Genomic DNA, 12,482 nt, shown 5'->3' with positions numbered 1-12,482 from the left:
CCGTCAGGAGATTCTGATGGCGCGACCTCAGTGGGGCCGCGACAAACCTTCCGACCGGTTGGTCGCAAGCAAGAGAAACGCAAGGTCACTCCACATGGCGCGCTCGGCGCCGATGAGAATGGCCATAGTCGCAAGGGTAAATACGATGCGAAAACGCTGTCCCAGCTTCCACGAGAAATAAACGCATTGTCTACGTTTGGGATTCCTAGCCCACTCTAGGGGAGCATCTCCGGCTTAAGATTGCCTCAAAATCAATCTCATCCGCGGCGGCAGGTTGAGGGTGTGTTTTATTGTCGGTTTCCTTGCGGGAAACGGCCTGCCGACCTCTTGAGCTGCCTATACTTCGGCGTCTCATGTACGACAGGAGTTTGTTATGGACGCGAGAGTAACCGCTGCCGGCATTCCCACCGACCCTTTTGCGGATGAGCCTCTAAGATGCGCCATCGACGTAAATAGCTTGTCGGCACCCCCAGCCGAACAGTTTGATTTCTATCGATCATGGTTTGCTGGGGTTGCCGAAATACAGCTTCTTCGGGCCGAGCACGCCGTGTTCCCGGCTCGTCATCAGGTATGGCAGTTGGGCGATCTGGCGTTGAGTTCCATCGAAATCCCAGGCTCCGGCTACGAGATACAATGGGAACATCGCAGACGGTCCCTGTTGGATCACTGGATGCTGTCCGTGCCGTTCTCGCAGTCTGCTGCCGGCGAGATGATATCTCGTCGGCCCCGCATGAGGTGTCTGGCCTTGCCCGATGTTGGAGTGAGCAACGATGATCTGTTCATCACACTGTTTCTGCCCCGCACATGGCCGGCAACCAGATCATCGAAAATCGAAGCCAGCGACGAGGCACTGGATTTTCTTGCGCACTACGCCGTTCTGCTGCACCGCTCACTTCCTCATTTGAGAGAAGCGGATCTGCCCCATATCGTCACCGCGACTGCCAACATTTCCGCGGCTGCTCTTATGCCGACAAAAGATCATCTGGCAGAGGCGCAAGGGCCTGTGAACGCGGTGTCTGCCGCTCGGATTGCCAAGCGTATCGCAGAGAGGTTGAGCGATCCCGACTTGACGCCCAACAAACTCTGCCGCGCGGTCGGTGTCTCACGCTCCCGTCTCTACCGGATTTTCGAGCCGGTGGGCGGTGTGTCCAACTATGTGCGGCGCAAGCGGCTGCTGAAAACGCGCGACGCTCTAGCGGACAGTTCGGACAGGCGAACGATCTCCAGCATTGCCGAAGTATGGGGCTTCCAAGATCCGTCTACCTACAGCCGGATGTTCAAAACAGAGTTCGGCATCTCTCCAAGGGAAGCGCGCGAACTCGGGTGGCAGGGCGTCAAGCATTCGACCTGGCTGACTGTGGATGAGCCCCTCGCGGATGCTGGCATCCTGAGCAACCTTCTGATCAACAATTCATTGGGATTGTCCCTTTCTTCAAGACAGTGACGGATTCCTGGCAGAGGTCGGGGCGCCTGGAGATCATCCCACAAGCTACAAGAAATATACGTCAAACCCATATTATGGATTCCTCGCATATTTTTCAAAAATCGATGACCGTTTAAGCTCGGCCGTGTCCTCGTCATTAGCATCACGATTTTCGATAACTCCACTCTGGGTTTTTAATTGTCAGGACCGTCTCCTTGCGAAAAGCACATCGTTCATTGTTGATCTACTAGCTCGATAGGAGCTTGTGATGGAGGTAACAGTACGAAGCGATACTCTTGGCGAGCCGGTCGCTGGAGCAGTTGCCATACACGCTGCCGACATCCGCACATCATCGATTCTGCTGGCTGGGCGAGATGTTCTTGTCGACTGGTTCTATACCACCCAAGCAGGTGCGGGTGTCGGGATTTCAAGTCCCATAACCTCGATCTCGCCGCGGCTACATCCGCCGGGGATGAGCCCGATACGTCTGGTCTCTTGATCGAGAATTCCATGGGGTTGCCGTCACCCTCTTTCAAGCAATGAGTTTGCCTCAATGCAAGACAAGCCATCAATTGTCAGCGAAAGCGAAACGATCGGGACCCCAGAACCTCTAAGATGCGTCGTAGACGTTGATACCTCGCAGGCGCCACCGCCCGAGCAATTCGACCTTTTCCGGAGTTGGCACTCAAATATAGCCGACGTCGAATTGCTGCGAGACGAGTTCGGCTCGTTCTCTGCGCGCGAGCGGGCGTGGCGGTTGGAGAGCCTCGTGCTGGCTTTCATCGAATATCCCGGGATGGGGTACCGTCGGCGGTGGCGCAGCAGAAAGAGTCCGGTGTTCGACCACTGGGCTCTTTCGGTGCCCCAGACAATCCCCGCGGGCGGCGGCACGCCAAGAATGGGACAGCTGCGCTGGCAATGCCTGGGTGCACCCCATGAAGACCAGGGTGAGGATGACGGTGTCCTTGCGCTATTCCTTCCGCGGGATTTCGCCTTCTCGCAACCCTTCACGCTCGATATCCGGCCCGAGATGGCCGCATTCGTCGCCGACTATGTTCTGCTGCTCTATCATTCCTTCCCCCATCGCACGGAAAGCGACGTCCCGTATGTCGCATCGGCGACCACCAGCCTGCTTGCCGCGTGCATTTCCCCGTCCCGGGATCACTTTTTCGAAGCACAGGAGCCGATCGACGCGGTCATCATGGCCCGCGCGAACAAGATCATAATAGCCAATCTGGCCGACCGGAATCTGACACCGGGAAAGCTCTCGCAAGACCTCGGCATTTCACGCTCTCGACTTTATCGGATTTTCGAACCAGCCGGAGGAATCTCGCACTATATCCGGCGACAGCGGCTGCTGAAAACGAGGGACGCGCTCGGAAACATCGCGGATGGACGCCCGATTTCGAGCATTGCGGAGGAGTGGGGCTTCATGGATCCCTCGACATATAGCCGGACATTCAGGCGCGAGTTCGGAATCTCGCCCAAAGAGGCGCGGGAGGCGGGCTGGCTGGGCCTCAAGCACCCTCCGTTGGCGGAGCGGTCGAACAACGGCAAACCTTCTCTGAACAGCCTCCTGGCCAACAATTGCCTTCTCAGCCATCAGCTTTCGAGTACGTGATTGGAATCTTCGGCTGAGGTAATCTTGTCGAAGACAAGAGTGAACCCATTCCTTGGCGAAGCTGGAGATTGGACGCCGGTTCGAACTGCCCGCCGGGAACACCCCGCAGTCTGACGAGGCGCTCGTATGGCATGAGATTGCACCCTCAGCGGAGAGGCCGATGTCAGAAATGTTGGTCCCGATAGCGCAGGCTCATCGAAGCTCATAAAATACCAGCCAAGAAGTCATTAAATTTCGGAGGTTCATTTGGTGAATTCTTTGAGCAGACGATCCGTGATCGTTGGGGGAATATCATTTCTGGCGCTGTCCGGGCATGCGGAAGCTTCCCAAAAGAGTTGGTATATCGGGAGAATTCCAGATAAGCCTTTTGACATCCCTCTCGTAGACAAGACGCGCATCCCCCGGCAATTCCGTCGGCAAACGGTGCCTTACTTGGGTAGGGAAACCGCCGGAACAATCCTAATCAACAAGCAGGAGCGCTTCCTGTACTATGTCGAAGACGCAGGCAGGGCGATCCGCTTCGGCATCGCTGTCGGTCGGGATGGACAGAGATGGGGTGGAGAGGCCATCGTTGAACGAAGAGCCCAATGGCCGACCTGGACCCCCACCGCCAACATGCGACGCCGTAATCCGAGCTTGCCGCAGCGCGTTCCGGGAGGCCCAAACAATCCTCTCGGCGCCCGGGCGCTGTATCTGTATCGCAATGGCCAGGACACGCTGTATCGCATTCATGGGACCAATGAGCCGTGGACCATTGGAAAAGCTGCATCATCCGGCTGCATCAGGATGTTGAACGAGCATATTTTTGAACTCTTCGGAACGATGCGCAACGGCGCGCGCGTTATCGTTGTCTAGCCTGCGGCAATCATGAATGCCATTGCGCGGCACCTCTAAATGCCGAGGCCGACGCGTGGAGACATCCTCGTCACAGGACACCGTCTCTCCGGAAGGTTGAGCGCAAAGGAAGCCGGCGCTTCTCCGGTTTCGTTTGGCTACCGCACGACCAATACAGGCACACTTCCATCCGCGAGAACCTCCGACGTCTGGCTTCCCAGCAAAAGCTTTCTGATGCCACGACGGCCATGGGAAGCCATCACAATCAGGTCGCAGCCTCGTGACTTGGCGGTGTCGATAATCGCCTTGGCCGGGTAGGTATCCGGGACATGTAGAAATTCTGCGGAAACCCCCATCCGGTCGGCTGCCTCCCTGACTTGATCGAGGACTTGCCCTGCGAATTCCTTGCTCGCGGCCTCAAAACTATCAACCTCCTCCTGCGAAGGAATAGACCCGGAGGTAAATCCGGTTCCATAGTCAATCAGCATTGGCTCCGTGACCGTGACAACTGTCGCCTTGGCAGCCAAGGCTTTCGCCAGGGCTATCCCCTGCTCAACGCCCTTCCTGGCGACGTCGGAGCCATCCGTGCTCACGAGGATATGAGTGTACATCTGAGTTCTCCCTGCCTGGTCGACCACGGTTCCGGCAACACCAACACTCGTCGAGATATGCACGTTGGTGCACTGCAAGCCTCTCTTGGACATCCAACTCACGCTGCTTGTATCGCGACGCTGGGCACATTCGGGAGCGGACGCACCATCTCCAAACCGCGGAGGAATAGCGCTAGCCCGGCCCGACGATCACCAATTGCCTTTTCGTGTACCAGCTATGGTTAAATCACAGACAAGACGACAGATGTTCGCAATGCCTTTGTTGCCCGCTCAACCTACAATTCATCGAGTCATTGCGTTATGTGCAATTTATCCCAATGAATTGCATCTCGTCCAATTCTCCTTATTGCGACGTGCATATGTTGGCGATTCCCCTTTCGACCCCAAAATCGAACAATATGATTTGATCAATGTATCTTTCGGTGAGTATCTCCATGTGAAAAGAAGCACATTATTGACTGAAGGGGCGGCAGCCGTCACCGCCTGTCTGCAAAGCCCGCCTTTTCGCAGTCGATGGGACGTGCATCTTGGGGTTAAAGGCGAGGCGCCCCTGCACCGCGCGAATGACTCGGGCGGAAGCCCCGAGCCCGAGCGACCAATCGATCTTTTCTGATCCCGGCACAGGATCGTTTTCGGTCATAATTCGAAGAAAGCAGACAGCCAGATCCGCGACTATGCCGATTTGCGTCCGGCTTTGGCTTTGGGGCGGTCCTTGATCCCCTCCTTGGCGAGACTCTTGCGGAGAACCGACGCCAGATCGATAACGTTCTCCTTGGGCGGGGGCACCGGTTTGGGCGGCTGCTTGCCCTTGCGTTTTGCGTCGATCAACGCGATGAGCGCATCCTCGTAGGTGTCTTCAAATTTCGACGGATCAAACTTGGTCACTTTTTTGTCGATCAGCAGGCCTGCGATTTCGAGCAGTTCCTGGTCATATTCATGGCTTTCCAGGTCTTTGAATACGGTCTCTTCCGAGATCATCTCGTCATGGGTCCGCAACTCGGTAAGCAGCATTCCCTTGCCATATGGCTGTATCACGACTTCGCGCCCGCGTTGGTACAGCACCACGCAGGACCGCGCCGCCACGCCCTTCTTGGCCATCGCTTCGCGCAGCACGGAGAAGGCCTCGGTGGAAGCACCGTCGGCAGGGATCAGGTAATAAGGCTTTTCCAGGTAGCGCGTATCGATATCCTTGATGGCGACAAACTCGTCGACCTCAAGCGTGTGCTCAGACGTCATCTTTAGCTTTTTGATCTCGTCCGGTTCGACCTTGATGAAATCGCCCGCGTCTGCCTCGTAGCCTTTGACTTGGTTTTCGCTAACGACGACATCGCCCGTCTCTTCGTCAACATAGGCAGCCTTGACGGGTAATCCATCTTTCCGATTCAAAATCTTGAAGTGGATTTTCGATGCCTCGCTGGTTGCACCCACAAGCTTCACTCCGCACGACACGGACCCGACTTTCAGAAACCCTTTCCAAACTGCTCGTGGGGCCGCCATGCAGTCCTCCTGTCGCGCCGATCCTTGGCACAAACGTCAGCCGGATCGTTCCGTTCCGCCCGCCTGATCAGCATCGACGCACGCGATCGCATCACGGATGGTGCGGCTTTCCATGCCAACGGTGCCCCCGCGCGGCGTCAATCCTGCTTTCGCCGCGACAAATGCGAGAGCAGCGCGGTGATCAGGCTGCTTACCACAATCCATGCGGCGATCTCGCCGTCATGCACCTCAGGCCGGCGCGGCGTGTCTATCTTGTCGCCGCTCAACGCCACTACCGGCGCAAGGTCTGGCCGGCTTCCGCGCCTGACCGAGTAAGCGCGCGTAATTTCTGCACCGAAGAGGAATATCTGCGCTGAATAGTAGACCCAAAGCAGCACCACCATAAGCGCGCCTGCCGCTCCGTAGGAAGTCGCTATCGCGCTGGTGCCGATATACCAGCCGATCAGCGACTTGCCGATGGTGAACAGCAACGCAGTAACCACCGAACCGACGGCAACATCGCGCCATTTGAGCGTGCGATCCGGCAAGACCTTGTAGATCGCGGCGAAGAGCAGCCCAATTAGCAAGAAAGAGACAACGGTGTTGACGGTGCCGAGCACCAGTTCGCCGAACGGCAGGTGGTGATTGATGACATCGCTCAGCGCGGTGATCGCTGCGCTTGCCGCCAGCGATACCAGCAGCATGAAGCCCAACGCGGCAACCAGGCCGAGGCTTGCCGCGCGCGCCCGCACCAGGCGCGAAAGCGACAGGCCGTCGGCTTTTACCTTCCAGATCTCGTTCAACGACTGTTGCATCTCACCGAAAACACCGGAGGCAGTGAAGAAGAGCGTCACCAATCCGATGAGCGTGGCAAGCGTCCCGGACCATCGGTGCGAAGCCGTCTCGATCGTCGCCTTGAGTAGATCGGCACTCTGCGCGCCCATCGCGCCGGATATCTCCGTTGACAGGGCGAGCTGGGCCGCATCCTTGCCCACGGCCAGACCGGCGATCGCCACGACGATCAGAAGGATCGGCGCCAGCGATGTCGTGGCGTAGAAAGCCACCGCTGCCCCGTGGCTCAACGCATTATCGTCGATGAAGCCGGTGACGGCGTCCTTCAAGAGAATCCAGGTACCGCGAACCCAGTGTGGCATCTCCCCTCACCAGTCACGCCATATGGGACGCGGAGCGTCGCGACCTATCTCGATCATGCCTGTCACGGCTCGTCGCACAGGGCTTCCCGTAGCCGATACAGCGCGCGGGTTGGGGTCAAGCTTCATCGAGCGCAGCCCGTCGGTAAGGCTGGCGCGGTGAGATGGCGTGGATAATCCCATCCCGCGAGCTCGGCCTCGTTGGCGAGCCTTACGTCGCAGGGTGATGCGTCAGCCATTTCGGGCCGCGCAATTTTTCTTGAGCCTTATGATCGCCGATTTGTCGACGGTAACCACCCCGCCACAGTCAATCCGTACGCTCAGCTTGTTGGTTTCAGGATCGACCCGAGTGACGTCCCCAACAAGAACGACTTTGTCTCCGACGTGAGTTCTGGGGGGCGCATCGATCGCATAAGGACGATCATAGGAGGGGATGCTCACCCTGGCGCGCCCACTGGGAAGCATGTCCATGACCGTACTCGTCAGGGCAACTTCATCACCGATTGCAACTTCTCGAGGCAGGTTGAATTGCAGCATGGCATTTCTCCCGAGACTATCCCAAATCAATGCTGGCAGCTCGAGTTGGTTGCCTGAAATCGCACCTACATAGCAGGCAATCGGAGACGTGCCGACGCGGATCGCGAGCCGCGGGCTCAACAGCTCGCCGGGGAGGAGCACACGGGGGCGGAACCTTTAAGAGCCAAGCCAACCGATATTGCGTGATCGCGAAACGTCCCAGCGCGCAACGGCGTCTCGCCCGAGGTTGGGTTGCATCTTGTAGGGCTCGCGTTCGCCGTAGCACCGGCGGTACCCCCGAGTTGGACATTTGCTGTCCGTTCCCGCAGGAGAAGCATCCAGCCTGCAGCACGTTAGGCGCAGTCTCTTTTCGCGAAATGTTGAGGCGAATTGCGTGGCCGACAAGGCAGGCCGACCACACGGGCGCCAGCTTGCCGTAACGCTGACGTAGAACAAGTTGAGATCGGAGCATGGGGCGCGCGAGACGCTCCGTCATCTCGATGCAGCGCCCTTCGCCGTTGGAGACAAAAGCGCATCTTTGCGGAACAAGCAGCCCGCGCCTCAGTTATGCAGGTACTCATCCCCGGGACGGCGGCTGGCTAAGATGTTTTCCAGTGTTACACCGTTGTAGTCGAGGCCTATCGCTTCTCTGGATTTTCGCGGCGGTAACCCTGTCGGGTTGCGCGGGAGGCGTGCTCGACCCGCAGGGACCGGTCGGCGCGGGGAACCGCACGATCCTCCTGAACTCACTGGCCGTCATGCTGGTCATCGTCATTCCGACGCTGGTCGCGCTGCTTGCCTTCGCCTGGATATTCCGTGCCTCGAACCGCAGGGCTCGGTATGATCCAGAGTTCACCTATTCCGGCCGGATCGAGCTCATCGTCTGGTCGATTCCGACGCTGACCATCCTCTTCCTCGGTGGCTTGATCTATTATGGATCGTACCATCTCGATCCTCGCAAGCCGATCGACTCCAGCCGGCCGCCACTCGAAATCCAAGTCGTGGCGCTCGACTGGAAGTGGCTGTTCCTCTATCCCGATCAAGGTGTCGGAACGGTCAACCAGCTGGTTATTCCGACCGGCATGCCGGTGCGTTTCAGATTGACCTCGGCCAGCGTCATGAACACCTTCTTTGTGCCCCAGCTCGGCAGCATGGTCTATGCCATGAACGGCATGCAGACCGAGGTCAACCTGCAGGCTGATCGCGAGGGCGAGTACTTCGGCCTGTCGGCGCATTTCAGTGGCGATGGCTTTTCGGACATGAATTTCCGTGTCAGGGCAGTCTCGGCTGACGCCTTCGCCAGTTGGGCCTCCTCCTTGCATGGCGGAGGCGGCGTGCTCAACGCCAGCGCCTATCGCCAGCTTGCCAGGCAAAGCATCAACGCGCCGGCATCCTCGTTCGGCCATGTGCAGCCGGGCTTGTTCGATGCGGTCGTGCACCAGACGCTACCTCCGGGGCCGGGACCTGCTGGAACCGCCGCCGGAGAGCCGCAGGTGAGCCCGAAAGCTGAGCCCAAGGCGGGAGCGCCGCCCATGGCTCACCAGCACGATGAAGGAGGATGACGATGCTCGGCAAGCTCGACTGGTCGGCCGTTCCCTTTGACCAGCCTATTCCGCTCGGCGCGGCCCTGATCGTCTTCCTCGCCGCCGCCGCCGTTCTGATCTGGGTAACGATCAAAGGCTACTGGCCCTACCTTTGGCATGAGTGGATAACCTCCGTCGACCACAAGCGGATCGGCGTCATGTATATCGTGCTGGCGGCGCTGATGCTTCTGCGCGGCTTCGTTGACGCCGTCATGATGCGCACCCAGCAGGTGCTCGCCATCCACGGGCCGGGATACCTGCCGCCGGAGCACTACGACCAGGTCTTTTCGGCCCACGGCACGATCATGATCTTCTTCGCCGCGATGCCCTTTGTCATTGGGCTGATGAATTTCGTCATCCCGCTGCAGCTCGGCATCCGCGACGTCGCCTTCCCGACGCTGAACTCAGTGAGCTTCTGGCTGACCGCGACCGGCGCGCTGCTCGTCAACATTTCGCTCGTCGTCGGCGAGTTCGCGCGCACCGGGTGGCTACCTTATGCACCGCTGTCGGAGACGACCTACTCGCCAGGCGTCGGCGTCGATTATTATTTGTGGTCGATCCAGATCTCCGGCGTCGGCACCCTGCTCACGGGCGTCAACCTGGCGACCACCATCCTCAAGATGCGCGCGCCAGGCATGGGCTATCTGCGCATGCCGATGTTCTGCTGGACCTCGCTTGCCTCCAACATGCTCATCGTCGCCGCATTCCCTATCCTTACCGCAACCCTCGCCATGCTAACCCTCGACCGTTATCTCGGCTTCCATTTTTTCACCAACGAAGCCGGCGGTAACCAGATGATGTTCGTCAATCTCATCTGGGCCTGGGGTCACCCCGAGGTCTACATCCTCGTGCTTCCCGCCTTCGGGATCTATTCGGAGATCTTCTCGACCTTCTCGTCGAAACCGCTGTTCGGCTATCGTTCGATGGTTGCGGCGACGATGTTCATCTGCATCGTCTCCTTCATGGTCTGGCTGCACCACTTCTTCACCATGGGCGCCGGCGCTGATGTCAATGCGGCTTTCGGCATCGCCACCTCGGTTATCGCCGTCGGCACCGGGGTCAAGATCTACAACTGGCTCTTCACCATGTATGGCGGGCGCGTGCGCTTCGAAACGCCAATGCTGTGGGCGCTAGGCTTTGTCACCACTTTCATCATCGGCGGCATGACCGGCGTGCTGCTCGCCGTTCCGCCGGCCGATTTCATGCTGCACAATTCGCTCTTTCTCGTGGCGCATTTTCACAACGTCATCATCTCGGGCGTGCTGTTCGCGGCCTTTGCCGGCTTCACCTACTGGTTCCCGAAAGCCTTCGGGTTCCGGCTGCATGAGGGTTGGGGCAAGGCGGCGTTCTGGGTCACGCTTGCCGGCTACATTCTGGTGTTCGTGCCGCTCTATATCGTCGGCCTTCTCGGCATGACCCGCCGCCTTCAGCATATCGACATGGATATGTGGGCGCCGTGGCTTGTCGTGGCGGCCTTCGGAATCGTGGTGATGATCGTCGGCGCCGCATGCCAGATCACGCAGCTCGTCGTCTCGATCAGGCATCGCGACGAGTTGCGCGACGAGACCGGCGACCCTTGGGACGGGCGCTCGCTGGAATGGTCGACATCCTCGCCGCCGCCCGTCTTCAACTACGCGCGGCTGCCGCATGTCGAAAACGAGGAGCCCTACTGGACCATCAAGCAAAGGGCAATGGACGAGCAGAGTCAGGAGACCGAAGAGGACTACGAGGCGATCGAGATGCCGCGCAATAGCCCCACAGGCTTCGTCACCGCCTTCTTCAGCACTCTGATTGGCTTCGCGCTCATCTGGCACATCTGGTGGTTGGCGGTTGTCGGCTTCATCGGGGCCTATGCCACCTTCGTTGTATTCGCCTGGCGCGAGCATGGCGATTACGAGATCCCTGCCGACGAGGTCGGCCGCATCGATCTTGACCGCAAGGCAGCCCAGCTTGCCTGGATGCGTAGACGCGAGCGTGTGGCATGAGCGACATCCCCGCCGGCACCGCAACGCGCGATCCCCACCGGCTGGGCCGCACCGCAGGGCATGGCCATCACGTGTTCTCGGCGACCGGCCACGGCGAGGGAGGCCCGGCCTCGAAGTTCGTCACGGTTGCCTACGGCTTTTGGATCTTCCTGTTGTCGGACATCATAATGTTCTCGGCTTTCTTCGCCGCGTATGCCGTCCTGTCCAATTCGGCGGCGGGCGGGCCAACAGGCAAGGAGCTGTTTGAGTTGACGCGCGTCGCGGCACAGACGGCGCTGCTGCTCACCTCGAGCTTCACCGGCGGCCTTGCGATGCTCGCGACCCACCGCCGGTCAATGGCCGCCACCCAGTTCTGGTTGCTGGTGACCGGCCTGCTTGGTGCAGCCTTCCTGTTCCTGGAGGTGCAGGAATTCGCGGCCATGGTGAATGAGCAGGCGGGCCCATCACGCAGCGCCTTCCTGTCCGCGTTCTTCGCCCTTGTGGGCTGCCACGGAACTCATGTTGGACTTGGCCTGCTTTGGCTCGGCACCATGATGGCGCAGCTCTGGATAAAAGGCTTTCTTCCCGACATATTGCGCCGGCTTCACTGCTTCAGCCTGTTCTGGCACGCGCTCGACATCATCTGGATCGCCATCTTCACCCTGGTCTATCTGCTGGGAGCGTCATCATGAGCGAAATGGACAGCCGGAACGAGGACATGCTTGACCGCCGCGATTCCGCACCAGGCGAAGAACGCAGCGAGGAACACGAGGTGGCGGGAGGCCTTTCCGGCTATCTGCTGGGCTTTGGCCTGGCAATCCTGTTGTCAGTGGCGTCCTTCATTGCGGCACAAACCGATCTAATTTACCAGCCGGCCGTGATCTCGGCCCTGACGGTGCTTGCCATCGCACAAATGGGCGTCCATCTCGTCTTCTTCCTGCACCTGACGACAGGACCTGACAACACCAACAACGTGCTCGCGCTCGCTTTCGGTGTGCTGATCGTGACCTTGGTCGTTTTGGGCTCGGTGTGGATCATGAATCATCTCAGCCAGAACATGGGAGCGATGGATGCGCAACAGGCTCACATGATGCCATAACGCGGTTCCAGGTCTGTGGCCTGGGCGCAAAACCGCCTGTCCGTCGGTTCGGTTACCTTGCGCATAGCGTCTGCACTTTCAGGCGTCGAAAATCCATAGGTGCGGAGAGCGGTGAGGAGCTGGTCGAGCTGTTTGGCCCGGCAATGTCTATATCGGCCCGCTCACGGTCGGCGGCAGAATGAGCTGCTGCCCATGGTCGCAACG

Annotated in this window: 12 protein-coding genes; 8 read left to right on the top strand and 4 right to left on the bottom strand. The window is 59.0% G+C overall.

Annotated features, from left to right (window positions below):
- Positions 1 to 373: 373 nt before the first annotated feature.
- The 3 genes from FJ946_RS16320 (at position 374) to FJ946_RS31445 (ending at position 3,899) form a co-directional block, all read left to right on the top strand.
- On the top strand, positions 374 to 1,444 hold the full coding sequence (locus tag FJ946_RS16320) for an AraC family transcriptional regulator (RefSeq protein ID WP_140499421.1): 1,071 nt from the start codon (positions 374 to 376) through the stop codon (positions 1,442 to 1,444).
- A gap of 532 nt (positions 1,445 to 1,976) precedes the next feature.
- Complete coding sequence (locus FJ946_RS16315; protein WP_140499423.1) at positions 1,977 to 3,044, top strand: helix-turn-helix domain-containing protein; 1,068 nt, start codon at positions 1,977 to 1,979, stop codon at positions 3,042 to 3,044.
- A 249-nt stretch (positions 3,045 to 3,293) separates the two neighbouring features.
- Entirely contained in the window at positions 3,294 to 3,899 is a 606-nt protein-coding gene (locus tag FJ946_RS31445) for a L,D-transpeptidase (RefSeq protein ID WP_140565654.1), read from the top strand.
- A 137-nt stretch (positions 3,900 to 4,036) separates the two neighbouring features.
- Here the strand turns inward: FJ946_RS31445 and FJ946_RS16305 are convergent, their stop codons facing one another.
- Positions 4,037 to 4,489 carry a universal stress protein gene (locus FJ946_RS16305; protein WP_140499425.1) on the bottom strand — a complete coding sequence of 151 codons (453 nt, stop codon included), beginning with the start codon at positions 4,487 to 4,489 and terminating at the stop codon, positions 4,037 to 4,039.
- 244 nt (positions 4,490 to 4,733) lie between these two features.
- Here FJ946_RS16305 and FJ946_RS16300 point away from each other — a divergent pair, with 244 nt between their 5' ends.
- Positions 4,734 to 5,102, top strand: coding sequence for a hypothetical protein (locus tag FJ946_RS16300; protein WP_140565657.1), 369 nt, complete (start codon positions 4,734 to 4,736; stop codon positions 5,100 to 5,102).
- A gap of 59 nt (positions 5,103 to 5,161) precedes the next feature.
- Here FJ946_RS16300 and FJ946_RS16295 read toward each other — a convergent pair whose 3' ends face one another.
- From FJ946_RS16295 to FJ946_RS16285, 3 genes are all read right to left on the bottom strand, one after another.
- Entirely contained in the window at positions 5,162 to 5,986 is an 825-nt protein-coding gene (locus FJ946_RS16295) for a Ku protein (RefSeq protein ID WP_140565660.1), read from the bottom strand.
- A gap of 137 nt (positions 5,987 to 6,123) precedes the next feature.
- Complete coding sequence (locus FJ946_RS16290) at positions 6,124 to 7,119, bottom strand: YihY/virulence factor BrkB family protein (RefSeq protein WP_140565663.1); 996 nt, start codon at positions 7,117 to 7,119, stop codon at positions 6,124 to 6,126.
- A 228-nt stretch (positions 7,120 to 7,347) separates the two neighbouring features.
- On the bottom strand, positions 7,348 to 7,653 hold the full coding sequence (locus FJ946_RS16285) for a preprotein translocase subunit YajC (RefSeq protein ID WP_140565665.1): 306 nt from the start codon (positions 7,651 to 7,653) through the stop codon (positions 7,348 to 7,350).
- A gap of 449 nt (positions 7,654 to 8,102) precedes the next feature.
- On the opposite strand from FJ946_RS16285, the gene cyoA reads away from it, so the two are divergent.
- From cyoA to cyoD, 4 genes are read left to right on the top strand one after another with little or no spacing between them, the layout of a single operon-like run.
- Entirely contained in the window at positions 8,103 to 9,194 is a 1,092-nt protein-coding gene (cyoA, locus tag FJ946_RS16280; protein WP_348640504.1) for a ubiquinol oxidase subunit II, read from the top strand.
- Positions 9,195 to 9,196: 2 nt separating this feature from the next.
- On the top strand, positions 9,197 to 11,200 hold the full coding sequence (gene cyoB / locus FJ946_RS16275; RefSeq protein ID WP_181167678.1) for a cytochrome o ubiquinol oxidase subunit I: 2,004 nt from the start codon (positions 9,197 to 9,199) through the stop codon (positions 11,198 to 11,200).
- Positions 11,197 to 11,871: a cytochrome o ubiquinol oxidase subunit III gene (gene cyoC / locus FJ946_RS16270; protein ID WP_140565668.1), complete on the top strand. Its 675-nt coding sequence runs from the start codon at positions 11,197 to 11,199 to the stop codon at positions 11,869 to 11,871. Before cyoB ends, cyoC begins: the two co-directional genes overlap by 4 nt.
- A complete protein-coding gene (cyoD, locus tag FJ946_RS16265) occupies positions 11,868 to 12,278 on the top strand; it encodes a cytochrome o ubiquinol oxidase subunit IV (protein ID WP_140565671.1) in 411 nt (136 codons plus the stop codon). Before cyoC ends, cyoD begins: the two co-directional genes overlap by 4 nt.
- The last annotated feature ends 204 nt before the right edge of the window (positions 12,279 to 12,482 follow it).

The organism is Mesorhizobium sp. B2-4-7 (genome assembly GCF_006442685.1).
GTDB lineage: Bacteria > Pseudomonadota > Alphaproteobacteria > Rhizobiales > Rhizobiaceae > Mesorhizobium.
The sequence above is the reverse complement of the archived record's forward strand: the minus strand, read 5'-3'. Positions and strand labels throughout refer to the sequence as shown.